Source organism: Pseudomonas sp. SM4 (assembly GCF_051913165.1).
Classification (GTDB): Bacteria; Pseudomonadota; Gammaproteobacteria; order Pseudomonadales; family Pseudomonadaceae; genus Aquipseudomonas.
In genome coordinates this window covers 458,489-483,676 of sequence record NZ_JBODOE010000004.1, presented here as the reverse complement: position 1 = coordinate 483,676, position 25,188 = coordinate 458,489, and the positions used below count along the sequence as shown (strand labels likewise).

Below are 25,188 nucleotides of genomic sequence, written 5' to 3'. Positions count from 1 at the left end.
GGCGTCCTTGCTCGAATCAGGGAGTGGGTTGAGCGTTTTCGGCACCGCGGATGACTTCCACGGTCGGTTTGCGCGCCGTCGGCTGACCCGCCACGGCGAGTGGTCGGGGCGGCGGCGAGAGTGACAGTTGGCTGAACTCGATCAACTCGCGTCGTGGCGTATCGAGTTGTCTGGCGACATCGTTTTCACCGGCCCAGTATTTCGCCAGTTGCTGTTCATCGGCGCTGCGCACCGCCAGGCGCAAAACGCCGCTGCCGGACGCCAGCATCAAGCGGCTGAGCAACGGTTCCGGCACCGCCAGAATCACGCTGCGCGCAGCCATTCGTTGTTGTTCCTGTTTGAGTCGTTCATCGTCGCTACGCGCCGGGGTTGCCGGTTGACCGTCATTGGTCAGGCCCATCTGGCTGCCGACACCAAGCACGCGCACCGCCGGCACCACCAACTGCGCTGAAGGCTGTGGATTGTTTTCGTCCTTGCGCAAAAACAGCAGCACATCGACGTAATCGCCCGGCGCCAATTGCCCGCCGGCATTGATCACTTCATCCACGGCCACCGCCAGTGCACGCTCACCGGGGCGAATCATTCGCGCCAGTTGGCTGCCCGGTTCGAAGCTTTCTTCACTCAGCCAACTGCCGGCACTCAACGGCCGCCATGGCGTACGGCCGATGACTTGATCGACAGTGGCGAGGCTGCCGGCAGGAGCGGTGCGCAGTTTTTCCACAGCAACGTCAGCCGCGGTTATTTTCACGAAGGGCGCGATGTCGCGCAGCAACACCACCACCGGTTGGCGGGTCGGATCTTCAACAGGGGGCGCCGGTGCGGCGGCGGGTACCACTGACGTCTCCGCAACCGGTGCGGCAACAGGTTCGACGGCCGGTTGGCGGCTCAACGTCAGCCCCCAATATCCGGCGATGATCGCGCCCAGCAGAAATAATCCGGCCAGGCCCAGAGTGACGCGACTGTTCATGACGGCTCTCCCTTTCCCGCTGCGCGTTCTGTCTTTTGCAATGACCCGTAACTTTCAACGAGATAAATTCGCAATCAGGCAGCTATGAACAAGTAACTATTTCGCTATTTGACGGTAGTCCAGCGCGAACAAAACGCCATTAACAGCGATGAAATATCCAACGAAAGTAGGAGGCTAAAGCGCCAAACATGGTTTTTTAATGTAATTACGCCAACTAATACTTTCGGGTTAATTCGTTCTTACAGTTGTAGGGCCGGGGAATGCCGACAATGCTGATGCTGGCACAGGGAAATCATGTTGCGAACGCGCAACACCTGGCGTGCTCAAGGAGAGTCCTCATGTCGTATTCCCACATTGCGCAAAAAATCAAATCGCAAGTCGCCTTCTTCAAAGGCCTGGCCAAAGACACCGAGGGCGCATCCGCCATCGAATATGCGCTGGTGGTCGGCCTCGTGGCGCTGGTGATCGCAGCCTTCGGTAACGGCATCGGCACTCAGGTCACCGCGATCCTGACCCGGATCCAGACTGCACTCACCTGATCGGACCGATAACTTGTCAATGCGGCCATTGGGTTCTAACGTCAGCACTCAGTCCATTGCAGGTGTTGCCTATGAACTCTCCACACACTTCTCGCCAGCAGTTGCTCCTCGTCGACGATGAAGAGGACGCACTGCTGGAGCTGGCGGAGTTGCTGGAGGGCGAAGGCTTTACTTGTCATACCGCGACGTCGGTGAAACTTGCCCTGCACCATCTCACCCGCCATCCCGATATCGCGCTGGTGATTACCGATCTGCGCATGCCGGAAGAAAGCGGCATGTCGCTGATCAAGCGCCTGCGTGAACACACCTCGCGCCAGCATCTGCCGGTGATCGTGACGTCCGGGCATGCCGATATGGAAGATGTCAGCGACATGTTGCGCCTGCAGGTGCTCGACCTGTTTCGCAAGCCGATTTATCACGTGCGCCTGCTGGAAACCCTAGACAACCTGTTTCCCAAGGCCAAGGCGCATAGCGGTTGAGGGCTGGCACCCCGGCGGTGGCCGGGGTCAATTGAGTTAGTGCGCTGTCACTCGTTGGCGCATGCCAGAGTTGCTGGGCGATAACGCCAGGGCCAATTGAGTGCGGTTATGCATGTGGGTCAGGCGCAGCACTTGCGAGACGTAGAGTTTGACCGTGTTCTCGGTAATCCCCAGCTCACAGGCGATCTGGTAGTTGGTCTGGCCTTTGCCCACCAACCGCGCGACATCGAGCTGACGCGGCGACAACTGATTGAAGATCGCCGGGATCTCCACGCCTTCGCCCTCAGTGGGTACCTCATCGCTCGTTGGCGCCGGGCCACGGCGGACTTTGTCGAGGTCCTGGTAGAGGTCGTCGATCGACTCGGAGAGGTATTGCAGCTTCTGATTCAAATGCCCCAGTTGCAGGGTTTTCTGCCGCTCTTGCAGCACCGCTTCCTGACGACGCAGGCCTTCGAGCAGTTCGTTAAGGTCGACCGGTTTCTGGTAGTAGTCAGCGATGCCGGCACGCAACGCTTTGATCACGTCCTGCTTGTCGGCACGCCCGGTGAGCATGATGGCTTCGAAGATCCGCTGCTTGCCCGCCAGGCGTTGCAACTCCTGCACCAGCTGAATGCCGTCCATGTCCGGCATGTGCAGGTCACACAGCACCAGGCCGATGGCAGGATCTTGAGTGAATTGTTCGATCGCCTGCTGGCTCGATTCGCACGGCACACAGCGGTAACCGCTGCTCTCGATGAATTCGCAGAGTTCTTCGACAATCAGCGGCTGATCATCGACCACCAGAACTTTTACAGCAGACGTAAGCTTGTTCACTTGCTACTCCATGCCCAGGCCAAAGGCTGACCGTTCCTGTACTGACAGCGCGAAGCTGTACAACCGTTGATTTGAAAGTAGACCCACTTTCCGACTATGTACATAGCAGTAGTGGCACCGGACGACTAATGGATCCAAAGCAAAGTCAGGAGCATGCCAACGAGCACGAACGGCGCAAATGGCAGCTTTTTTGACTTTTCAGGGGCCATAAATCGAAGATGATCGCTAAGCCGTTGACGCATATGCAGCCAGAGTTTTGGCGCAAGCAATAGCCAGACGACGCTGGCGAGTGCCGCGCCGATAAACACGCCGAGCAGATGAGTACCGTCCGTCGCAAGGCCCAAAGCTGTCATTAATTTCACATCGCCGGCGCCGAAACGCTTCAGCGCATAGCCGGGCAATGTCAGCAATAGCGCGAGGATGACTGCCCAGCCGCCCTGCGCCGCGTCGGCGCCCAGCCAGGTGTGGCCGGTGACCAGAACATAGATGGCCGCCAACCCGCCCACTCCCAGGGTCAGCGCATTGGCGATATGGCGCTGCCGGGCATCCTGCGCCGCGCACAACGTCAGCCAGATCAGCAGGACAAAGCTGTGCATGCGGTAAAAACCGTCCGTTTTGGCCGAATGATTCTATGCTGATATTACGTAGTGATTGTCAGGGTAGACGCACTCATGAAATCCGGCCTCCCCCGCAAGCAAAAAGGCGCTGTCGCCATCGAGTTCGCCTTGGTGTTCGTCATCTTCTTCGCTGTGTTTTATGGCTTGGTGAGTTACAGCCTGCCGTTGTTGTTGATGCAGTCATTCAACGAGTCCACCTCTGAAGCGGTGCGCCGCAGTGTGGCGCTGGACCCTGCCTCGGCCAATTACTCGACCGCCATCACGGCGAACGCGCGCACCGAGTTGACCCGGCAACTGGCCTGGCTGCCCAACGCACTGAATTTCAATGCCGCCACCGACAGCACCATCACCTTCACCGGGGGGTTGCTGACGGTGACCATCAATTACCCCACGAGCAAATTGAATCAGGCCTTGCCGTTTCTGGTGCTGCCGGGCGTCGGCACAGTGCCGCGCCTGCCCGCGACCCTGCGCGCCTCGTCGAGCCTGCAATTTTGAGTTCCGGTGACAAGCTGTTCAGCCGCCTGCTCAATCGCCCTTCCGGCACCACCCAGCCCCAGCAAAGTCCGCTGCTGCCCAGCGTCGGCCTGCAGCTGTATCTGGACGGCGACGGCCAGGTCAATCACTTGGGCGGGCCGATACGGCATTTACTTGCGCAGCGCATGACCCGTACGCAGCCCGCGCACCTGCTCGATTACCTGTTGCCGCACAGCGGACTGGCCGTCGAAGGCCAACCGGCGGACTGGCAAGGGCAACTGCTCGATCTGGATTTTTTCAGCCTGGCCGGCCCGCCACTGCACTTGCGCGGCTGGCTGCAGGCGCAGGGCGACGGCTGGCTGTTGCAGATGCTCGACATCGGCGATTTGCTCGGCGAACGACGCCAGGCACGCAGCCGCGAACAGGCGCAATTACTGGCCACGCAGGTTCGCGATCAATTGCGCCTGTGCAGCCTCGCGCGTCTGCCAACGGTGTTGGGCGAACAATTGCAGCGCCTCAGTCAGCATCTGCACATCCCTTGTCTGGCAGTGGCGCTGCTCGATGAGCAAGGTCTGGGCTGGCAGATCCATCAGCGCTACACGGGGTTGAACGCGCCGCAGCTGTGGCGTGAACAGCAACAACTGGGCACCGGCCTCGACAGCCTCAACGGTGCGTCACCGCAGCGCTTTCTGGCCAGCGAACAGCCGCGCCTGAGCGCCATTTTCGGTCCGAGCGAAGGGTTTGCCGTGCCCTATCGCGACGCGCAGGGCGTGGCTGCCTGGCTGTTGTGCGCCGACTATAACGCGCCGCAACAGGCGCCCGACCTCAGCGATCACGACTGGCTTCTACTCGCCGCTGCCGTGGCGGCGCCGTTACTGGAACGGCTGCGCGAGCATCGTCATCAGCAACAGCTGGAACGCCTGGAAACCCTGCAAGCGTTGCTCGGCACCGGTTGGTGGGAAGTGTTCAGCGCCAGCAATCAGGTGCAACTGGCTCCGACACTGGCGCAGAGCCTGGGTTTGCCCACGGCGCCGTTACCGCTTCAGGACTGGTTCAATCAGGTCCACCCCGCCGACCGCGATGAACTGCGCAGCCACCTGCAAGCCTTGCAGGATGAAGGCACCCCACTGGAATTGTGCGTGCGCTGGCAAACCGCCGATCAAGCGCTGCCGCTGTGGTATCGCCTGCAAGGACGGTCGCTGGGCATCGGCGCCGAACGTCGGCTGATGGGGTTCATGCTCGACATCAGCGACATCAAGAATCAGCAACAACAGGCGGCCGCCGCCCATGCGCGGCTGGACAACCTGATCGCCAGCTCCCCCGCTGTGATTTATGTACAGCGCTATGCGGAAGGCGCGCTGCAACCGAGCTTTTTCAGCGCCAGCCTGCAAGCGCTTTTAGGCTGGAGTCTCGCCGACTGTGAAGACGGTCGACTGGTTGAACATGTGCACCCCGAAGACCGTCCGCACTATTTCGAACGCACCCGGCAGTTGTTGCGCGAAGGCTCGGTGAGTGCGCGCTATCGAGTGCTCGATCGCCAGGGCAATGTGCACTGGCTGCTCGACGAGGCCAAATTGCTGCGCGATGACCTCGGCCTGCCGGTGGAAGCCGTCGGCCTGTGGCTGGACGTGACAGACGCGACCCTCGCCGCTGAACAGGTCAAGGCCAGCGAAGAGCGTTACCGGATTCTGGTGGAAGACTCACCCGCGATGATTTGTCGTTATCGCCCGGACTTGACCCTGACCTTCGGCAACCGGCCATTGGCGACCTACCTGGAATGCACGCCGGCGCAATTGCCCGGGGTCAACCTGGGCAGCTGGATGTCGGATGAACAGCGCGAAGCCTTCGTCCAGCGTCTGGCGCAACTGACTCCGGAACTGCCCGTGAGCACGGCTGAAATCAACCTGCGCCTGCCCGGCCGTGAACATGCATGGTGGGTCTGGTCGGATCGCGGGGTGTTCGATGAGCACGGCACGCTGGTCGAAGTACAAGCGGTGGGCCGCGACAACACCGAAGTGCGGCGCTCGCAGCAGCAACTGACGCAGAGCGCAAAAATGGCCACCCTCGGCGAAATGGCCACGGGGCTTGCCCACGAAATCAATCAGCCGCTGAATGTGATGCGCATGGCCATCGTCAATGTGCTCAAGCGCCTGAGCAATGGCGATGTGCAGATCGACTACCTGACCGACAAACTCAACCGCATCGACGCGCAAGTGCAACGCGCAGCGCGGGTGGTCGATCACATGCGCGTGTTTGGGCGGCGCTCGGAAATCGAACAACATCCGTTCAATCCGCTCGATGCGATCGAAGGCACGCTGTCGCTGCTGTCGGAAGGCTTGCGCGGCAAAGGCGTTGAGCTGCGGATCAAAGAGGCCGGTTTCCAGGTTCAGGTGCGCGGCTACGTCGATCAACTGGAACAAGTGCTGATCAACCTGATGGTCAACGCCCGCGACGCGTTGCTCGGCAAGCGCGAAGCCAACCGCGATTTCCAGCCGTGGATCGCCCTGCATGCCGAGTGCGACGAGCACGTGGTGCGGCTGTGGGTCGAGGACAACGGTGGCGGCATTGACCCGCGTTTGCTGGAGCGGATTTTCGAGCCGTTTTTCACCACCAAACCGGTCGGCGTCGGCACCGGCCTGGGCTTGTCGGTGAGTTATGGCATCGTCGAGAACATGGGTGGACGCCTGAGCGTGCGCAACGGCGATGAGGGTGCGCGGTTCTGTATCGAGTTGCCGATTGCGCTGGCCGATTAGATCGCCAGCATGGGCTGCCCCGGTGGCTTGCAACTTAGGTTCGCGCCGACGTCGACCTTGTTCAGGGTAATGCCGAGGTTGGCCAGCAAGCCATCGAGAATCGGGTCGAGCACCGGGCTGAGCAGGTTGTCGATGACCACGCCCAGCGTGCTGTTGACGCTCGCCAGTACGTCCGCCGTGGTGCTGAGCAAACCGCCCAGCAGGCTCGAACCGGTGGGTTTGTACGCTTGCACCTGAACCCCGCTCAATGTGCTTTTCAGGCTATTGACCACGCCTTGTGTGCCGAAGCTGTAGTTCAGTGGCGGTTGCTTGATTTCCGGTGGCTGATTGTAAGTATGGATGTTCTGCATGCTCGCCACCGAGGTGTCGACCATCACCCCGAGGCCGCCGCCGTAAAACGGTTTGCGCGTGCTCTGATCGCAGGTTGCCGAGCCCAGCCCGAGCAGCGGAATGGTGCAGGTGATGACGCCAACATCGATCAACGCCAGTGGCTGCACGGTGACATCCGCCGAGGAGGAAAAGGCGTTGGTGGCGTCGATCTTGCCGACCTTGAGTTTGACCAGCGAGGAGTTGGTCTGGGTGGTCAGGCTTTTGCTGGCGTCGCTGACGCAGTTGAAGTCGGTGACATGGCTGTCGGCAGCGGCGGCCTCCAGCAGGATGTCGATGCTGGAGGTGGGCAGGATCTGCAGATTGGTGCGCTGACAGGTGCCGCCCAATGAGCAGAACAGCGAGTTCAGCGTGCCGGCAATGTTCAGGTGCAAGAGGTTGTTGAGGGTATCGGTCAGCCCGCCCACCAGCGGCGTGCTGACAATGGCATTGGCCAGGCCGGCCACCCCGGACAGCACCGGCAGGTTCAGCGAGATCAGTGTGCGTACCTGCGCGGTTTTCACATAGATGCGGTTGGCGCCCATCGGGTCGGCCTTGGCCAGCGCCGGATTGCCCACTGCCGATAACTGCGGCGGCTGGATCACTTTGACTTTGACCGAGCCGTTGACCAGCCCCGGAATGCTCAGCGGCACGGTGGCTGTCAGGGCGTTCTGACTGTTGGCCAGTTGCACGACGGCTTCGAGCAGCTGGAAAACTTGCAGATTGGCATTGAGGGCGGCGGAAGTTGCGCCGGTCTGCAATTGCAACAATTGCCCGAGTACCACTGAGGTGTTGCCGACGATGGCCTTCACCCCGAGCAAGCCACTGACCGCGACGCTGGTGGTAGTGCCGCCCTTGGTCAGCACGGTGATGGCGGTGTCGATCAGTTGTTTGATCTGCACGCTCTGACTCAATACCTGCGTGTAATTGCCGGCGTCCACGTGCAGATCGACGGCCAGTTGGTTGAGGTAACCGAGCAGGCTGATGTTGGTGTCGACCAGGCCTTGCCAACCGGCGACGCTGAGGTTGAGGCTGCCGCCGAGAAGGCCGCCCCACAGCGCATTCAGTGCCGCTGATTTGCTGGCATCGACAGTCAGGGCGGTGGTGCCGATGGTCAGTTGCGCCAATGGCGGCAGGGTGGCCGATGTACCGACCGCCGTCGCGTGCAGGCGCGTGGTGGGCGAGACACTGCCTGGCTGGAACAACGCGTAAAGCGCGGCGGCGACGCTGGTGGTCACGACGCGTGTGGCGACGACGCTGATCGCTGCTTTTTTGCTCGCATCCATGGTGAAGGCGCGAAGATTGTTGGCACCGGTTTGCACGGTGCCGCAGGTCACGGTGAGGGTTGTGTCCGGCGCCACGGCAAATCCGTTGCGCGCGGCGCTGGCGGTGGCATATGCCGCAGCACTGAGACCCGTCAGGCAATCGCCACTGCGTGAAATCGCCTCCAGCGCGGCAACATCGACCACCCGCTGCAAGCGGCGTTGCTCCATATACAGACGACCGCTGTCGACCACCAGCACCATGCACACCAGCGCCAGGCCGAGGGTCAGCGCCGCCATCAGACCGATCGCCCCGCGTTGCCGGGCCGGGCTGTTGAAATGCGAACGAGGCGACATGGCGCACTCCTTTGCCGTGACCTCCATTGATGCAGTTAAGTGTAGACGGGCTCAGTGAAGCTGCTGGCAACGCGCCAGCCATCAACACACATTTTCTGAACAACTCAAAACCTGTGGGAGCGGGCTTGCCCGCGATGGCGGACTGTCTGACACATCAATGTTGGATGTGCCGCCGTCATCGCGGGCAAGCCCGGCTCCCACAGTGACCGAGGCGACCTCAGGATCTGTATTTCAGCGTGGGGGGTAGTTGGTGAGGATGCGGGCGACCGTCTCGCGGATGGCGTTGCTGCGATCCTCGGGGTTGGGCTTGCTGGCGAGCATCTGCTCGTCGCTGCCGCGCCACACCAGTTTGCCGTCCTTGCCGTCGAGCAGGTCGATCTGGATGGTCGCGACCTTGTAGGTGATGTTGCGCGTTTCGTTGTACATCGGCGCGCCCCAGTAGCCATTCCATGGGCCGCCCCAGCCGCCGCCGTAATTGGTCGTCACTTGTTGCTGACGATCCTCGACGATCAGATAAGTCTGCACATTCAAATCACCTTTGGCGCCCGCAGCCGCCGGGCGCAGACCACGCTGATCAAGTTGATCTGTTACCGCCTGGCGAATGCGTTGCTCGGTCAGGTCGCTTTTGATCCGTGGATCATCGGGACGATATTGCAGGGCGGGGTCTTTCCAGCTCCAGCTGCGATAGGCGGCAAAGTCGCGGCTGGCGTCGAAGTCATGATTGACCTGGTTGGCGGCGCAGGCACTGAGCAGTGCGGCCATGGCCAGTAAAGCAAGACGGCGGAACATGATTTTTCTCCGGTTGAAGACATGAACCTGCTAGAGCTTCTCATTTGCAGCAAGCTAACTGGGAGGATACGCCGACATGGCCTTTTCCACAGCCTCGCGAATCGAATCCGTGCGGTCGATCTGACTGCCCTTGGCGCCGGTCTCCGCGCTGGCACTCCACACCGGTTGCCCCGTTCCGGCGTCGAACAGATCGACTTGCACCACCACGACCTGCTCGGAATAGGTGCGCACCACCGGCACGCTGTTGTACATGCCGTAGCCGCGCCCATAACGATCATAGCCGCCGTATCCGCCGCCGTAGTAGCCGTAATCGTCCTGCACCTGACGCAAGCGGGTTTGCAGGCTCAGATGGGCGCTGACCAACAGGTCGGCCGGACGATTGTCGTGCAGCGGGCGCAAACCTCGTTGATCCAGTGCATTGCTGACCGCCTCGGCCACTTGCGCCGAATCCGCCCACGCCGTACCCGGCGGCAGTTGCCCGTCCAGCCAGGCCCAACTGCGGTAGCGCCCGTAATCACGCGGCGGCGCCGGGTAAGCGCTGCGGTCAAAGGTGTTGGCGGCTTGCGGCGGTGCCGGCGGCAACGGCCGCGACTGCGCCACGTAAGGGTTGCTGCCCTGACAGGCGGCCACCCCCAGACAGATCAGCAATAACCCGGATTGAGCTTTCATGTCGCGCTCCGATCAGATCGGCCGGCAGATCCAGTGCAAGTAGCGCCCAAGCCCGGCGAAGCTTGGGTGACGACGATGAGCGAGCTCCATCTCGAGCAAATCGACAAGTTCGGCGCGGGCCTGAAACTCCACCGGCATGTAGTCGTGGAAAACCCGGATCCCGCTTTGAGTTTCGACCTGCCACAACCCTTCGAGTTGCGTTGCCAATTCGCGCGGATCGAGGGGTTGCTGCGGGGTCAGGCTCTGCTTTTCACCGGCCATGTCGTTCTTGCGCATTTTCTTGAAATGGCCTTTGAGCAGGTTGCGGTAGATCAGCGCATCGCGGTTGTAGAACGCCAGCGACAACCAGCCACCGGGCTTGGTCAATTGATGCAGCACCGGCAGGATCGCGTGGGGTTCGGCGAGCCATTCGAGGACGGCGTGGCAGATCACCAGATCGTAGGGTTCGGTGAGTTGCCCAAGCAATTCCTGCCACGGCGCCTGAATGAACGTTGCGGTCTGCCCGGCTTCGGCGAAACGCTGGCGCGCGCCGTCGAGCATCGGCTCGGCCGGCTCGGTGAAGGTCACGTCGTGGCCACGTTCGGCGAGCCACAGCGACATGTGGCCGAGGCCTCCGCCGATGTCGAGCACGCGCAACGGACGATCCGGCAGCGCTTCAGCAAGGTCTGCCTGCAACACCGCGAGGCGAATCGCGCCTTTGGCGCCACCGTAGATTTTTTCGGCGAAACGCGTCGCCAATTGGTCGAAATGCCGGTCGCTCATCAGCTGAACCGCCGTTCGCTGTCGGCGAGCTTGGCGCGCACCACTTCATTCATGTCCAACCCCAACTCGCTGCACAGCAGCAACAGGTACAGCACGATATCGCCGACTTCCTGCCCGGCGTGGGCGAGTTTGTCAGCGGGCAACTGGCGCGACTGGTCTTCGCTCAGCCACTGGAAGATTTCCACCAGCTCGGACATTTCGACGCTGGCGGCCATGGCCAGGTTTTTCGGGCTGTGAAATTGCCGCCAGTCATTGCGGTCGCGAATGGCGTGCAGGCGTTCGGTCAGTTCAACAAGGTTCATCGGGCTCTCCTGAAGGCGTATAGCTTCAAGCGGATATCGACCGAAGGCAAGGCCCATGTAGGAGCTGCCGCAGGTTGCGATCTTTTGACTTTGGTTTTGAAAAACACCATCAAAAGATCGCAGCCTGCGGCAGCTCCTACCGGTTTTCCGTTCGGCGCAGCATGGGCCATACTCGTGACAGGGAACTCGGCCACCTGCGTTGTGGCCCAAGGCTCAGCTCTTTCATCAGGATGAACACATGCAGGTAGAAAGCTTTTTCGAATGGCTCGGCCAGGCACTCGGTTCGGTCATCCGCTTTATCGTCGATGGCCTCAGCGGGCTGTTCAATATTTTGAGTAACGCCGGCGGCAATTTTGTCGACGGGCTGGCGAAGACCCTGGGCATGGACACGTCGATCATCAGCATCATTGCGCTGATCGTCGGGTTGATGCTGTTGTGGTCGGCGATTCGGGCGTTCATGAATGCGTCGATCATTGCCGGGATCATCTGGTTGCTGCTGGGGTTGTGGTTGCTGAGCTGGATCATCCACTGACACCCCAAAACCTTATAGGAGCTGCCGCAGGCTGCGATCTGTTGATCTTTAAGGCAACATCAAAAGATCGCAGCCTGCGGCAGCTCCTACCGGTTTATTCGGGGGCGCATAAATCCTCACCCACAACCTCCCGCACACAACTTCTCCCCTGCAGGAGTGTGGTGCAGTGGAAACATCTCTAGCTGTCCCACCGCCTACAGGGCATAGCGTTAATCGCTACAATGCCGCTCCCCCAAGGAGCCCGCATGTCCAACCTGATCGCCGACTGGCGCGACCGCCCGACTCACCGCAAGGTCTGGGCGCTGGCCGCGCCGATGATTCTTTCGAATATTTCCGTGCCGCTGGTGGCGCTGGTCGACAGCACCGTGATCGGCCACTTGCCCCACGCGCATCAATTGGGCGCGGTGGCAGTCGGCGCCAGCCTGTACACCTTTCTCGCCTGGGCCATGGGTTTTCTGCGCATGGGCACCACCGGTTTTGCCGCGCAAGCGGCCGGGCGCAGTGACGGCGCGGCGTTGCGGCAGATTCTGTTGCAGGGCCTGTTGCTGGCGATGGGCCTGGCAGTGCTGCTCGGCACCCTCGGCGTACCGCTGAGTGGCGTGGCGCTGCACTTCATGCAACCGTCGGCTGAGCTTGATCAGCTCACCCGGGATTTTTTCCATACGCGGCTGTTCGGTTTGCCGGCGGCGCTGGCCAGTTATGCGTTGGTCGGCTGGTTCCTCGGCACGCAAAATGCGCGGGCGCCGCTGGCGATTCTGCTCAGCACCAACCTGATCAACATCGCCCTGAACCTGTGGTTCGTCATCGGTCTGGACTGGGGCGTGGTCGGTTCGGCCCGCGCCTCGGTGATCGCCGAATGGAGCGGCGCCCTGCTCGGCCTGTTCATGACCCGCAAGGCCTTGCGCGCCTATCCGGGCCACATCGTCTGGGCCGCGCTGAAAGTCTGGCAGAGTTGGCGCCCGCTGCTGGCGGTCAACCGCGACATCTTCATCCGCAGCCTCGCCCTGCAATCGGTGTTCTTCATGATCACCGTGCAAGGCGCGCGTCTTGGCGATGCAACCGTCGCCGCCAATGCCCTGCTGCTCAACGGCCTGCTGCTGACTGCGCATGCGCTGGACGGCCTCGCCCACGCCGTCGAAGCCTTGTGCGGGCACGCCATTGGCGCTCGAGATCGCCTCGCGCTGCGCCGTTCGCTGGTGGTGGCCGGCGGTTGGTCACTGATCGCCAGCCTCGGTTTTGCCGCGTTGTTCCTGCTCGGCGGGCATCTGTTCATCGAGATGCAGACCAACATCCAGAGCGTGCGCGACACCGCGTTCATCTACCTGCCCTACCTCGCCGTGCTGCCATTGATTGCGGTGTGGAGTTATTTGCTCGATGGCTTGTTCATCGGCGCCACTCGCGCCCGCGAAATGCGCAACGGCATGCTGATGACGGTGGTTCTGCTGCTGCCGTTCGCCTGGGCGCTGCAAGGCCTGGGCAACCATGGCCTGTGGATATCTTTCCTGTTGTTCATGGTGTTGCGCAGCCTCACCCTCGGCGCGCAAGCCTGGTGGCTCAAGCGCAACGATGGCTGGTTTAGCGGTGCGGCTCACTGAGTCGGGGTGTGTTCGATGAAGCCGACCACTTGATCAAGGACCGGCGCCAGCCGCCGCAGCGGTCGTGAAAGAGTGGCCACCAGGGTGATGTGACTTGGCCGCGAGTAGTACAAATCCTGCACCGGCACCGAGGCTTCGCGCAGCTTGCTGGCGAGGCCGCCGGTGTTGCGCTTTGGGTTGACCAGGTTGTCCTTGCTCGCCGCAATCAACAAGGCCGGCGGCGCGCCCCGGCTGACGTGGTTGATCGGCTGCGATTGCGCTGGAGAATCCGGCCAGAAAAACACCGGACGCACGTCGGGGTTTTCGATCGGCAGAAAATCATACGGCCCGGCCAACCCGATCCAGCCGCTGAGGTCCTTGGGTGACATCCCGACCGCCCCGAGCAAATTGGTATCCAGCGCCAGCATTGATGCGTTGTAGGCACCGGAACTGTGGCCCATCAAATACAGGCGCTGCGGGTTACCGGAATACTCGCTGATGTGCGCCCTGGTCCACGCCACGGCGCGCGCGCCATCTTCCAGAAACAGCGGATAACGCACCTGCGGATACAACCGATAGTCGGCCAGCACCGCGACAATCCCGCGCGACGCCAGCGCCTCGCCGACAAAGGTGTAATCCCCACGATTGCCGCTGTTCCAGCTGCCGCCATAGAAGAACACCACCACCGGCGCGCCCTTGAGCGGATGGCGCGGCACATAGACATCGAGCTTCTGCCGTGGATCATCGCCATAGGCAATGCCCACGGCTTTATCGAAGGTGTCGTCCGGCGTCAGGGCATTGAGCACTTTCACCGGCGAGCAAGCGCCCAGCACCAGGAGCATAAGCCCGCCGATCAGTGCGCCGAACCGTTGCCCAAACGTACCTGCCATAAGCGCCGAACCTCTGTTTCACGGTTGATCGTTCTGCCATTGGCGGCGCACATGATCGAGCCCTGCCTGCTGGGTCAGCCCCGTTGGCGGCGGCACCAGCACAGCCCGCGGATGCAGCAAGCGTAGCCACAGCCAGCCATCGAGCACGTCACGATCGCTGAAACCCAGCGCCAGCCCCTGCTGAACATGGGAGGACAGCGTTACGTAATCGGTTCCCATTGATTGGCACCAGCGCCAGATGTGCTGCTCAAGCAGACAGCTTTGCAGACGCTCGCGTTGCCGCGCCGAGAGGTTTTCCTCAACGGCCAGCGGCGCCACCGCCAGGCCTGGGTTACGCAGTTGCTGCCAGCCCTGACTGCCGATCGCCCGGTCTGCCCACGTGCCGCCGAACCAGCGCAACTGGTCGATCGGCCCGAGCCAGCGGCTCAACTCACGGGCATCACAGGCATCGAAGAAGTAACTGGCAGTCTGCCGGTTGTAATAGCCGAGCATGGCGCGGTGGTGCAGGCCGAAGGACACGGTGAGCATGCGCCGCAAATGCGCGAGCAGCGCCGCTGTCGAAGCGGCGCTCTCCAGCAACAGGCCGCGCCAGAGCTGTGGGTCGCGCAGACATAACGCTTGCAGCGCTTCGCTGTCCTGCAATTCGATCAGCAACGGCCCTTGCTCACGCACGGTCTGAAACTCGGTGCTGTCGAACAGCCAGAAATACTTGAGCCCGACGAATGCCTGCCGCAACACCTTCAGCGCCTGTGGCGACTCCTGGACATCCAGCAACAACCATGACGACATCGGGTCAAGCGCTACGGCGCTCATCCGCGACCGCTCTGATCAAGCGCACTGACCAGCCGACAGCTGCAAACCGACTGCCGACAATGGTTGTAGCTGCCACCGCCAGGCATCAGGCACAACAGCACCAGCGGTTGCGCGCTCTTCAACAGTTGCGGCAAGCCTTCACTGTGCAAATGTTCCGGCAGCGGGGGCGGTTCCTGCGGTTTTTCTTCATCGGCAAGCGGCGCCTGCAGCACGCCACTGATCACCGGTTGATCCGGATCACCCTCAAGAAAACTCACCACCACCTCGACCCCTTCACGCAACCACGGCAATGCCTTGTCGGCCAGTGCTGGCGCCAACGGCAGCCAACAGTGGCTGGCGGCGGCGCCTTCGCCCTGATACAGCCAGTCGAATTGCACCGCCACCGGCCGCGAGCAGTCGGGACGAGGCTCATCCACTTCCACCACCCAGGCGCGTTGCAGGCTGTGCATCCGCGGCTTGACGGGTTGGAGGTCGGGGACACGCGATGGGTTATTAAGGGTGGCGAAAACCCGGTTGCCATACGGCGGGTCCAGCGAAAGATCAGCATGGTGTTCAACCCGCGACAACAGCCACTGGCGATTGCATTCGGCAAACGGATGCCCCGCCAGCGGCAACCAGCGTCCACTGCGCAGGCTCGGCACATCGGTTTCGCCCTCGGCCATTTGCGCAACTGGCACGCCGTGGGCATCGGGCGACCAGACATCCTGCAGGCGCCATCGGCGGACCGCTGGCGCCTCGTTCTCCGCCGCGCCAGCAAAACGCGCCGCCCCTGCGCGCGGCAGGCGCGCGACATCGTCGCCGAACACCAGGCAATGACCGTCGCGTCGATGCTCGAAGTGATAATGGATGCCGGCTTGCGCACACAAGCGCTGCAGCCATTGCAGATCCGATTCCCGGTACTGAGTGCAGAAAGCCAGCGCCGGATAGTCACCCGCCAACTCAAAGCGTCGCTGGGCACCGACGATCCCGTGCTCCTTGAGCACCTGCGCAAGAATGTGCGGTATCGAACAGGCACTGAACACCCGCTGACTGAAGCGCAGGTCCAGGCAGTTCAGCCTCGGGCCAAGCCGCACCCGGCACAGCCTCGAACCCTGGCCGTGCTCGTGCTGGACAACACTGTGCAATAGCCCGTGAACGCCGTTGCACGCGGCGCCGAACTGCAAAAACACCGAACGGTGCAACAAGCCAGCGAGATCCAGTTGCGCATCCTCGACCAACACATCGATGTCGAAGGCGAACGGCTCGCTGAGGGCCTCGCTACCGGAAAACGCCAGCACTTCGAAGGCGTCGGACAAGCCCGCTACATCGAGACGAAACATCGGCTCGTTGACTGGATCAAACATAGGCGGATCTCTACAGGAGGGGCGGCCGGGGATTCTCGCCGAGAGCCATGGCCGAGTAGAGTGCCGAAGTACAACTTAGGAAATGACCTACGAGAAAAGCAGACCAAATGAGTTTGCGGGCGGGGATAAGCGAGGATTTGGCAGGGAATTTAGGAGATATCCCACCGGGTTATCCGAATTTTCCACAGCGTGTGGGAAAAATTCAGACAACCCGGCGAAATCACAGCCGATGTCAGGAAGACAGGTAGGAGGAACGGGTCAGGCCCAGACGCAAGGCATCGAGGAACTGCGTGCGCTCGCTGGCACTGATGCGCGCACTGGCGCACTTGTCGCGGTAGTGGGTCATCAGTTCTTCCGGCGACAAGTGCACGTAACGCAGCATGTCTTCGATGGTGTCGTGGGTCTCGATGCCGGCGTGGTACACGCTGCCATCGGCGTTCTGATAGATGTTCACCGAGTCGGTGTCACCGAACAGGTTGTGCATGTCGCCAAGGATTTCCTGATAGGCGCCGACCAGGAACACGCCCAGCAGGTAGTCTTCGCCTTCGTTCAAACCGTGTACCGGCAGGCTGGTTTCGATGCTCTGCTCGTCGACGTACTGATTGATCTTGCCGTCGGAGTCGCAGGTCAGATCCTGCAGCACGGCGCGGCGCAGCGGCTCTTCGTCGAGACGGTGCAGCGGGATGATCGGCAGGACCTGATCGATCGCCCAAGTGTCCGGCAGGCTCTGGAACACCGAGAAGTTGCAGATGTACTTGTCGGCCAGCTTGTCGTTGAGCTCGTCGAGCACTTGGCGGTGCGAACGCTGACGGGCTTTCAGCGAGTTGTGCAGGCGACGGCACACCGCGAAGTAGCACTGCTCGGCCAAGGCTTTTTCAGCCAGGGTCAGTTTGCCGTCGGCGTACTGCGCGGCCACGTCGCTCATGTAGTGGGTGGCGCGCCAGTAGGTTTCGGTGACCATTTCGATGTCGGTCGGGCCGAGCAGGTCAACCAGCCACTGTACGGTTTCCGGCAGCGATTCCTTGTTTTCGATCTGCGGGATTTCGTCGTTGTGTTTCTCGACGTCGGTCACCTGCACCACCAGCATGGCGTGGTGCGCCGTCAGCGAACGGCCGCTCTCGGAGAAGATGTGCGGATGCGGCAGGGCCTGCGCGTCGCAGAATTCCTTGAGCATGCCGACCACGACACCGGCGTAATCGTCCATGTCGTAGTTGATCGAACTGGCGTTACGCGAGTGCGTGCCGTCGTAATCAACGCCCAGACCGCCACCGACGTCGATGTGATCGACCGGCAGACCGAGGTTGCGCAGTTCGCCGTAGTAACGAATCGCTTCCTTGAAACCGTGCTGATAGTCAGCCAGGTTGGCAATCTGCGAACCCATGTGGAAGTGCAGCAGGCGAATGCCTTGATCCAGGCCAGCCGCGCGGAAGCGCTCGACCACCGACAGCAACTGTGCTGCCGACAGACCGAATTTGGATTTCTCGCCACCGGTGTCCGCCCACTTCGACGACGCCAGCGACGATAGGCGCACGCGCAGGCCAACCTGTGGCTTGACCTTCAGCGAGGCGGCTTCTTCGATCACCAGGGCGACTTCGGATTCCTTCTCGATGACGATGAACACGTTGTGGCCAAGCTTCTGGCCCATCAGCGCCAGACGAATGAACTCGCGGTCCTTGTAACCGTTGCAGACGATGGTACCGCCCTTCGGCGCCAGCGCCAGCACGGCCAGCAGCTCAGGCTTGGAGCCGGCTTCCAGACCGATGGAGACGTCCTGGGTGGCGATGATGTTCTCGATCACCGCTTCTTGCTGGTTAACCTTGATCGGGTACAGCGCGGTGTACTTGCTCTGGTATTCCAGGCGCTCGATGTTCGCATCGAAGGCGCCGGTCAACTGGCGGACACGGTCTTGCAGGATGTCGGGGAAACGCACCAGCAACGGCAAGGACAAACCGCTTTTGCGCAGTTGGTCGACTTGCTCGAACAGGTCGATAGGCGAACTATTCGGGCCGTTCGGACGAACTTCGACGCGACCGGCTTCATTGATCGCGAAATACCCGGCCCCCCAATGGCGAATCCCGTAAACACTGCGGCTGTCCGCAACTGTCCATTGGCTGCCATCGTCTTTACGTGTGCGTCGTACGGACATCGAAGTCCCCTATAAAGAAGTCATAGTGCGTCGCCTGATTGCAGGCCGGCGCAGTCTAAAGAATGAAAATGACGATTCGTCAGCGCGGCGGTAGACCGCGCTGACCGCGTGGAGTTTAGAAACCGGTCATGAACAGGCTCTGTGAAAACCATGGAGACGACGCCGGATCTGAAGTATTTCAGCGCCGGATCAAGCCGCAGATGGATTTCACAGAGGCTGCTAGCCGCCGGACTTCTTCGCTTTGAAACCGTGCTTGATCAGCTCAGCCAAGAGTAGCTCGACATGATCGCCCTGGATTTCGATGATGCCGTCTTTTAACGCCCCGCCGGTGCCACAACGTTTCTTCAACGTTGTCGCCAACTCTTTGAGCGCGTCTTCGGCCAGGGGCACGCCGGTGATGGTGGTCACCGTCTTGCCGCCACGGCCCTTGCTCTCGCGTCGCACGCGGGCAATGCCGTCGCCGGCCGGGATCACGGTTTGTTTGCAGATACAGGCGTCCACCGGCTTACTGCATTCCGGGCAATGACGACCTGCGTCGGTGGAAAATACCAGGCCACCAAGGGCGGCGAAGGATGCGGCTTTTTTGGCCACCGGCAATCCTCTTGGGAGGACAAAGACTGATCGCAACCTTGGGCAAGGTCAGCGACCGCGAAGCCCCACTCAGGCAGGGGCAGCGCTACTGCACCGGATATCGATCATGGACTGCTGACATGTAGGAGCTGCCGAAGGCTGCGATCTTTTGATTTTGATTTTAAAAACCAGGATCAAAAGATCGCAGCCTTCGGCAGCTCCTACAGTGGGTCAGCAGGCCAACCTCAAACTATCCGGTGCAGTTTGAAAAAAGGTCGCGCAGTGTAACGGCAAAAATCCCGATTGCTAAGTGCCAATCGGCGCCAATTTATGTGTTCTTTGCGACGTCGCTTTGCTGCGCCTTCAGATAGCGCTTCAAAGCGGCCAAGGAGTCCGGGCAGTAGGGCTTTTGCTGGATTTCCTGCATCACCTGCCCGACCGGAATAAAGCGCGCTTCCAGCACTTCTTCCGGCTGCAGGATCAGCGGGCCGTCCCACACGGCGGAAAACGCCGAACACCAGAGCCGGTTACCGGTGTCTTCGAAAAAGAAATGGTCGTGCGCCGTGAGTTCCACGCCGCTCACGCCCAACTCCTCTTCCAGCTCACGGGCCGCCGACTCGGCGTAGGTTTCGTCGGCCTGCACCATCCCGCCCGCTGCGACGTCCCAGTAACCGGGATAAATCGCCTTGCTCAAGGTGCGCCGATGCACGCAAAGCTCACCGGCGGAATTGAACAGCATGATGTAAGTGCCCCGCCCGATCAGCCCGCGCTCGCGCAACTCGGAACGCACCAGCGCGCCGAGCAGGTTGTCCTGCTCGTCGACCCAGGCGATCTGTTCGGCATCCGAAGCGGCACGGTGCGCCGCTTCTTTCAGGCTATCGGACATGACTCATCCCTGATTGAGCAGTTGACGCAGATCGATCACAGCGGCGTTGGCACGGGAAATATAGTTGGCCATGACCAACGAGTGGTTGGCCAAGACGCCGAAGCCGCTGCCGTTAAGAATCATCGGGCTCCAGACCGGTTCCTGCGAGGCTTCCAGCTCACGGATGATCTGACGCACGCTGACCGTGGCGTTCTTCTTCGCCAACACATCAGCAAAGTCGACTTCAATCGCGCGCAGCAAATGCGACAGCGCCCAAGCCTGACCGCGTGCTTCGTAGAACACGTTGTCGATCTGCATCCACGGTGTCTCGACGACTTCTTCGTCAACCTGCGGCACTTCGCCGACCGCCGGAACCTCGGTTTTCAGCGCCGTATTGAGCTTGACCCGGCCAACGCTGGCCGACAGCCGTTGCGACAGCGAACCAAGACGAGTGCCGACATCGCCCAGCCAGTTGTTGAGGTTATCGGCGCGCGCATAGAACAGGGCGTTTTTCTGGGTAGGGTCAGACAGACGTGCCTGATAGCGGCTCAGGGAATTGATGCCTTCCTGATATTCCGACTCGCTGGACGGCAGGATCCAGCTCTTGTTGTCGAAGTTGAAGCGCGGCTCGGCCTTGGCCAGATCGGCATCTTCAGCCGACTGCGATTGCGAGCGGGCGAAGTCTTTGCGCAGGGCGCGCGTCAGGTCGCGGACCTGGACCAGCACGCCGTATTCCCAGCTTGGCGTGTTGTCCATCCACAGGCCTGGCGGGAAACGGTCGTTGGAAATATAACCGCCCGGCTTGTCGAGCAAGGTGCCGGCGACGGTCTTCAGGGTTTCCACCGTGGTGTAGCCGACCACCATTTTTTTGCCTTCTTTCTCGGCTGCCGCCTGGGCATTTTGCGCCACCGGAAACAGCGCGGGCTCCTGGCTCCAGTACCAGCCGAGGCCAATGGTCACCAGCAGGTAAATGCCGATCAAGGTGGCCAGTGCGCGGCTGAACAACAGCCCGCCAACGTAGCTGCGGGTGGCCGACTTGGGTTCAGCGGCACGTTCAGGCGCGCTGCCCGCGCGGTTTTTCCAGTCCAGCATGGCGATATCCTTTCAATCACTTGGGTTCAACGGTTCGACCACAACCATACAACAACGTGCCAAGGCCGGGCACCCGCCGGCAAAGATAAGCCGCAAATGATGTGGGCGAATGACGTATCGATCAGAACTAGGGGAATCCCTGAGGCCGCCATGTGTATCCGGGCTGATGCGGACCTTGGAAAATCCGCCAAACGCTCATTCAGCGCATGGATACGAACGCCCGCGAGAAATCACCCTGAGTTAAGCACCTGACCGGGAATACGTCCGGTTAGCGGGGACTTCGCCGACGAACAGGTCGAAAACAAGACTCTTCGGTCAGAAACTGAATTGTGTCGTACTGCAGATTATTGATGTACGACACTCGTCTAAGGGAAAAGAGGTGCTAGCATAGAGCCACCAGTCGATCTCAGCATGCAGCCTAACTAGTAGTCAGGATATGACCGAGCCAGAAGACCCCAGCCGTGAGCGTCTCAAGCACCACTTTGCCCAGCGGGTAATTCATCAGGCACGTCAGATTCTTGAGATATGGCAGCGCCTGCAACGCAGTGAATGGTCCACCGTCGACCTCGCCGAATTGAGCGAGGCGAACTTGCGCCTGCTGCGTTTTGCCGAGCGTTTCGAACAGCCGGAACACACGCAACTCGCGCACCACATCAGCCAGTCGCTGGAAGCGGTGGACGCCAATCGCGGCCGCCTCAGCAGCGGCCTGATCACCGACCTCAATCGCTTGATGCAGCGCTTGTCGCGCACCGGCCTGCGCCATGGCGATCAACTCGACCAGACGTTCCTGCCGCCGCTGCGCAAACCGATCTACGTGATGCTGCAGGATCATGACCGTGCCGAACGGCTGGCCAAGCAACTGGAATTCTTCGGGTTGAGCGCGCAGGCACTGGACAGCGTTTCCGCGTTTCGCTCCTCGATGGTCGAGCGCTTGCCAGCCGCCATCGTCATGGACGTGGACTTCAGCGGGGCCGGCATCGGCCTGAAGCTCGCCGCCGAAGCCCAGGTCGGTCTGGATGAACCGCTGCCGTTGCTGTTCTTCAGCCTGCATGAAACCGACACCCCGACCCGTCTCGCCGCCGTGCGCGCCGGTGGCCAGGAGTTCCTCACCGGCACCCTCGAAGCGTCGAGCCTGCTGGAAAAGATCGAAGTCCTTACCTGCGTCGCCCAGTACGAACCTTACAAAGTGCTGATCATCGACGATTCGCGCGCACAGGCCCTGCACACCGAGCGCCTGCTCAACAGCGCCGGCATCGTCACCCGCACCTTGATCGAACCGATTCAGGCGATGGCCGAGCTCGCGGATTTCCAGCCCGACCTGATCATTCTCGACATGTACATGCCGGCCTGCACCGGCACCGAACTGGCCAAGGTGATCCGCCACAACGACCGTTATGTCAGCGTGCCGATCATCTATCTGTCGGCCGAGGACGATCTGGACAAGCAGCTCGACGCGATGAGCGAGGGCGGCGACGACTTCCTGACCAAACCGATCAAGCCGCGCCATCTGATCACTACCGTGCGCAACCGCGCCGCCCGCGCGCGCAATCTGAAAGCACGAATGGTCCGCGACAGCCTCACCGGTTTGTACAACCACACGCACATTCTGCAATTGCTCGAAGACTGCTCGTTCCGCGCACGCCGCGAGAACAAGCCGCTGAGCTTTGCCATGCTCGACATCGACCACTTCAAACGGGTCAACGACAGCCACGGCCACCCGATGGGCGACCGCGTGATCAAGAGCCTCGCACTGTTCCTTAAACAGCGCTTGCGCAAGACCGACTTCATCGGCCGCTATGGCGGTGAAGAGTTCGCCATCGTCATGCCCGACACCGATATGGAAGCTGCGCACAAAGTGCTCGACGAAATCCGTCAGCGCTTCGCCGAGATCCATTACCCGGCGCAACCGCAGGATTTGTGGTGCACCTTCAGCGCCGGCGTGGTGGAGATGCATGACGATTGCGACAGCCTGATGATGGCCAACCAGGCCGATGAGGCGCTGTACCGTGCCAAGGGTGCCGGGCGCAATCGTGTGCAGACCGCGCGCGAATCAAAGCAAAGTGCCACTTTTTCATCGGATTCCACCGAATCGGTCATAACCCTGTAACAGAACCGCAATAAATTCAGTCGCTTACCATTTCTGCCGTTGGTAGCCGTCATGCGCCTGAAGTTGCTCACCAATCTCAATACGCTGCTGCTGGTCGCCGTGTGCCTCGCACTCGGCGCCACGTTGTGGTGGTCGCAAAAAGCCCTCGAACGCCCGTATCTGTTGATGGAGCGGTATCTGGGGTTGTCGCAGCAATTTCAGAATGAGGTGGCGCGCAACGTCGAGGATTACCTCGCCAGCGGTGACGCCTTGCGCCTGAGCGCCGCCAGCCAAGCCATCGCCGGCCTGCAGACAGAACTGAATGAATTACCGCCAGCGCTGGCCGACACCCTGCGTCCGAGCCTGACTGGCCTGGAAGAATTCAGCAAAACCGACCTGCTCGCTGCCGGCAAACTGGCCGGTGACCCGCAAGCCTTGTTGTTGCAGGCCGAACGTGAACTGAGCGCCAGTCTCGATCAACTCAGCACCTACGCCAATGGCAATGCGGCTTATCTCACGCCGCTGCTCGCCGCTTCGCAGCACCTGGGCAAACTGTCGTTGGCACGGGACAAACTGGTCAGCAGCGGGCGCAGTGAACTGGCCGCCGACGTTGAGCGCGAAGTCACTAATATCCGCTCCCAGGCTCAAGCAATCGATGCCCTGCCCTTGCTCGGCGTCGTCGCCAACAACGAATCGGGCAGCGACGATTTCGCCGCGATGATGGGCATCGAAAGCAGCGAAAAAACCGTCGCCGAAGATGCCGGTGTCGGCCTCAAACGTGAACTCAACAGCCTGCTCGGGCGCTATCCGGCGGAGCTGGCGCGTACCCGGGAGCAGATCCAGAAACGCACTGAGCTCAGTACCGCCACCCACCAGAAAATCACCGCTGTGCAGCAGGCCATCGCCGGCCTGGAACCGGTGGTGCGGGCGCAACATGGGCAAATTCAAGGCGAAGTACGTCTGATGCAAGATGTGATGATCGGCCTGATTCTGCTGATCGCGTTGCTGATCGATACCTTGCAGCGGCGGCTCTCGCGCACCCTGACCAATCTCGCCCCGGCGCTTTCAACCTGGGCCGAGGGCGACTTCAGCCGCGACATTCATTTGGGTAAGACCAACCGTGAACTGCACGACATCGAGGCTTCGCTCAATCGCTTGCGCGCCTATCTGGTGGACCTGGTCGGCACCATTCGTGGCAATGCTGAACAAGTCGCGGGCAGCAGTCGCACCCTCGCCGAACTGAGTAACGATCTGCACAGTGGCGCCGAACATCAGGCCGGCGATACCGCGCTGATCCGCGACTCCCTCGGTGAACTGGAAGCGACCATTCAGCAAGTGGCCGGCGATGCGCAGCAGGCAGCCGATGCCAGCCGTCATGCCGGACTGGCCGTCGAACACGGCCAAACCGTGATCGGCCAGAGCCTGACCGGGCTGCATGCCTTGGTCGGTGAAGTACAAGGCAATGCGCAGATGATCGAACATCTGGCTGAGGAGTCAGCGACCATCGGTGGCGTGCTGACGGTGATTCGCTCGATTGCCGATCAGACCAATTTGCTCGCGCTGAACGCGGCGATTGAAGCGGCGCGGGCTGGGGAAATGGGTCGTGGTTTTGCTGTGGTCGCCGAGGAAGTACGCTCACTGGCGCAGCGCACCGCCGGGGCTACGGCGGAAATTCAGACGCTGATTGCCGGACTGCAAACGGCGGCGCGGCAATCGGTCGAAGGCATGCGCGCACAGGTCGAACACGCCGAAGCCACGGCCAATCAGGCGCAGGCGGCGGATGGCGCGCTGGATAAAATTGTCGGCGCGATCCAAACCATCTCCGACACGGCCATCCGCATTGCCGACGTTACGGCGCAACAAAGTGGCGCAGTCAGCGAGATTCGCAACCACAGCGAGCGGATTCATCAGTTGGGTGGGGATAACTTGCTGCGGATCGGCCAAGGTCGCGAACAGGGCGAGAACTTGCTGGTACTTGGCGGCCAACTGCATACAGCCGTGCAGGCCTTTCGCGTCTGACGAAAATCCCTGTAGGAGCTGCCGAAGGCTGCGATCTTTTGATCTTGCTTCTAAAAATCAACAGATCGCAGCCTTCGGCAGCTCCTACAGGGATTACCGCAAATGACCG

23 protein-coding genes are annotated in these 25,188 nt (G+C 61.1%); 8 read left to right on the top strand and 15 right to left on the bottom strand.

Going from position 1 to position 25,188, the window contains the following annotated elements; translation table 11 throughout:
- Positions 1 to 16: 16 nt before the first annotated feature.
- Complete coding sequence (gene cpaB, locus ACQ4MY_RS10470; protein ID WP_440094987.1) at positions 17 to 967, bottom strand: Flp pilus assembly protein CpaB; 951 nt, start codon at positions 965 to 967, stop codon at positions 17 to 19.
- Between the two features lie 338 nt (positions 968 to 1,305).
- Between cpaB and ACQ4MY_RS10465 the strand changes: the two genes are divergently transcribed.
- Both ACQ4MY_RS10465 and ACQ4MY_RS10460 read left to right on the top strand, forming a co-directional pair.
- Positions 1,306 to 1,506, top strand: coding sequence for a Flp family type IVb pilin (locus ACQ4MY_RS10465; protein ID WP_008078249.1), 201 nt, complete (start codon positions 1,306 to 1,308; stop codon positions 1,504 to 1,506).
- A gap of 71 nt (positions 1,507 to 1,577) precedes the next feature.
- A complete protein-coding gene (locus tag ACQ4MY_RS10460) occupies positions 1,578 to 1,985 on the top strand; it encodes a response regulator (protein WP_008078246.1) in 408 nt (135 codons plus the stop codon).
- Between the two features lie 36 nt (positions 1,986 to 2,021).
- Here ACQ4MY_RS10460 and ACQ4MY_RS10455 read toward each other — a convergent pair whose 3' ends face one another.
- Both ACQ4MY_RS10455 and ACQ4MY_RS10450 read right to left on the bottom strand, forming a co-directional pair.
- Positions 2,022 to 2,798: a response regulator transcription factor gene (locus ACQ4MY_RS10455; protein ID WP_440094985.1), complete on the bottom strand. Its 777-nt coding sequence runs from the start codon at positions 2,796 to 2,798 to the stop codon at positions 2,022 to 2,024.
- 125 nt (positions 2,799 to 2,923) lie between these two features.
- Entirely contained in the window at positions 2,924 to 3,394 is a 471-nt protein-coding gene (locus ACQ4MY_RS10450) for an A24 family peptidase (RefSeq protein ID WP_440094984.1), read from the bottom strand.
- 75 nt (positions 3,395 to 3,469) lie between these two features.
- Between ACQ4MY_RS10450 and ACQ4MY_RS10445 the strand changes: the two genes are divergently transcribed.
- On the top strand, positions 3,470 to 3,910 hold the full coding sequence (locus tag ACQ4MY_RS10445; RefSeq protein WP_008078239.1) for a TadE/TadG family type IV pilus assembly protein: 441 nt from the start codon (positions 3,470 to 3,472) through the stop codon (positions 3,908 to 3,910).
- Positions 3,907 to 6,642, top strand: coding sequence for a PAS domain-containing protein (locus ACQ4MY_RS10440; protein WP_440094982.1), 2,736 nt, complete (start codon positions 3,907 to 3,909; stop codon positions 6,640 to 6,642). The genes ACQ4MY_RS10445 and ACQ4MY_RS10440 overlap by 4 nt, the downstream gene beginning before the upstream one ends.
- Here the strand turns inward: ACQ4MY_RS10440 and ACQ4MY_RS10435 are convergent.
- The 5 genes from ACQ4MY_RS10435 to ACQ4MY_RS10415 all read right to left on the bottom strand — a co-directional run bounded on the left by ACQ4MY_RS10435 (position 6,639) and on the right by ACQ4MY_RS10415 (position 11,149).
- Positions 6,639 to 8,627 (bottom strand): hypothetical protein, encoded by a 1,989-nt coding sequence (locus ACQ4MY_RS10435; RefSeq protein WP_440094981.1) that lies wholly within the window; start codon positions 8,625 to 8,627, stop codon positions 6,639 to 6,641. The two genes, ACQ4MY_RS10440 and ACQ4MY_RS10435, sit on opposite strands and share 4 nt — an antisense overlap.
- A gap of 231 nt (positions 8,628 to 8,858) precedes the next feature.
- The gene (locus ACQ4MY_RS10430) at positions 8,859 to 9,416 is read right to left on the bottom strand and encodes a DUF4136 domain-containing protein (protein ID WP_008078236.1); all 558 of its coding nucleotides are present in this window, start codon (positions 9,414 to 9,416) and stop codon (positions 8,859 to 8,861) included.
- A 54-nt stretch (positions 9,417 to 9,470) separates the two neighbouring features.
- Positions 9,471 to 10,085 carry a DUF4136 domain-containing protein gene (locus ACQ4MY_RS10425; protein ID WP_440094980.1) on the bottom strand — a complete coding sequence of 205 codons (615 nt, stop codon included), beginning with the start codon at positions 10,083 to 10,085 and terminating at the stop codon, positions 9,471 to 9,473.
- 12 nt (positions 10,086 to 10,097) lie between these two features.
- The gene (locus ACQ4MY_RS10420) at positions 10,098 to 10,847 is read right to left on the bottom strand and encodes a methyltransferase (RefSeq protein ID WP_440094979.1); all 750 of its coding nucleotides are present in this window, start codon (positions 10,845 to 10,847) and stop codon (positions 10,098 to 10,100) included.
- Positions 10,847 to 11,149, bottom strand: coding sequence for a MazG-like family protein (locus tag ACQ4MY_RS10415; RefSeq protein WP_053116915.1), 303 nt, complete (start codon positions 11,147 to 11,149; stop codon positions 10,847 to 10,849). The genes ACQ4MY_RS10420 and ACQ4MY_RS10415 overlap by 1 nt, the downstream gene beginning before the upstream one ends.
- A gap of 238 nt (positions 11,150 to 11,387) precedes the next feature.
- Between ACQ4MY_RS10415 and ACQ4MY_RS10410 the strand changes: the two genes are divergently transcribed.
- A complete protein-coding gene (locus ACQ4MY_RS10410; protein WP_007914623.1) occupies positions 11,388 to 11,681 on the top strand; it encodes a hypothetical protein in 294 nt (97 codons plus the stop codon).
- A 245-nt stretch (positions 11,682 to 11,926) separates the two neighbouring features.
- Positions 11,927 to 13,276 carry an MATE family efflux transporter gene (locus tag ACQ4MY_RS10405; protein ID WP_008078221.1) on the top strand — a complete coding sequence of 450 codons (1,350 nt, stop codon included), beginning with the start codon at positions 11,927 to 11,929 and terminating at the stop codon, positions 13,274 to 13,276.
- Here ACQ4MY_RS10405 and ACQ4MY_RS10400 read toward each other — a convergent pair.
- The 7 genes from ACQ4MY_RS10400 to ACQ4MY_RS10370 all read right to left on the bottom strand — a co-directional run bounded on the left by ACQ4MY_RS10400 (position 13,270) and on the right by ACQ4MY_RS10370 (position 20,974).
- On the bottom strand, positions 13,270 to 14,145 hold the full coding sequence (locus ACQ4MY_RS10400) for an alpha/beta hydrolase (RefSeq protein WP_440094976.1): 876 nt from the start codon (positions 14,143 to 14,145) through the stop codon (positions 13,270 to 13,272). The genes ACQ4MY_RS10405 and ACQ4MY_RS10400 overlap by 7 nt on opposite strands.
- An 18-nt stretch (positions 14,146 to 14,163) precedes the next feature.
- Positions 14,164 to 14,958, bottom strand: coding sequence for a DUF4123 domain-containing protein (locus ACQ4MY_RS10395; protein WP_440094974.1), 795 nt, complete (start codon positions 14,956 to 14,958; stop codon positions 14,164 to 14,166).
- On the bottom strand, positions 14,955 to 16,301 hold the full coding sequence (locus ACQ4MY_RS10390) for a contractile injection system protein, VgrG/Pvc8 family (protein WP_440094973.1): 1,347 nt from the start codon (positions 16,299 to 16,301) through the stop codon (positions 14,955 to 14,957). The genes ACQ4MY_RS10395 and ACQ4MY_RS10390 overlap by 4 nt, the downstream gene beginning before the upstream one ends.
- Positions 16,302 to 16,533: 232 nt before the next feature.
- A complete protein-coding gene (gene speA, locus ACQ4MY_RS10385; protein WP_440094972.1) occupies positions 16,534 to 18,447 on the bottom strand; it encodes an arginine decarboxylase in 1,914 nt (637 codons plus the stop codon).
- A gap of 219 nt (positions 18,448 to 18,666) precedes the next feature.
- Positions 18,667 to 19,038 carry a translation initiation factor Sui1 gene (locus tag ACQ4MY_RS10380; protein WP_007914613.1) on the bottom strand — a complete coding sequence of 124 codons (372 nt, stop codon included), beginning with the start codon at positions 19,036 to 19,038 and terminating at the stop codon, positions 18,667 to 18,669.
- 307 nt (positions 19,039 to 19,345) lie between these two features.
- Complete coding sequence (locus ACQ4MY_RS10375; protein WP_440094971.1) at positions 19,346 to 19,903, bottom strand: NUDIX hydrolase; 558 nt, start codon at positions 19,901 to 19,903, stop codon at positions 19,346 to 19,348.
- Between the two features lie 3 nt (positions 19,904 to 19,906).
- On the bottom strand, positions 19,907 to 20,974 hold the full coding sequence (locus tag ACQ4MY_RS10370; protein WP_008078193.1) for a DUF2333 family protein: 1,068 nt from the start codon (positions 20,972 to 20,974) through the stop codon (positions 19,907 to 19,909).
- A 436-nt stretch (positions 20,975 to 21,410) separates the two neighbouring features.
- On the opposite strand from ACQ4MY_RS10370, the gene gcbA reads away from it, so the two are divergent.
- The gene (gene gcbA / locus ACQ4MY_RS10365) at positions 21,411 to 23,081 is read left to right on the top strand and encodes a diguanylate cyclase GcbA (protein ID WP_440094970.1); all 1,671 of its coding nucleotides are present in this window, start codon (positions 21,411 to 21,413) and stop codon (positions 23,079 to 23,081) included.
- A 51-nt stretch (positions 23,082 to 23,132) separates the two neighbouring features.
- On the top strand, positions 23,133 to 25,079 hold the full coding sequence (locus ACQ4MY_RS10360; RefSeq protein WP_440094969.1) for a methyl-accepting chemotaxis protein: 1,947 nt from the start codon (positions 23,133 to 23,135) through the stop codon (positions 25,077 to 25,079).
- Positions 25,080 to 25,188 lie beyond the last annotated feature (109 nt).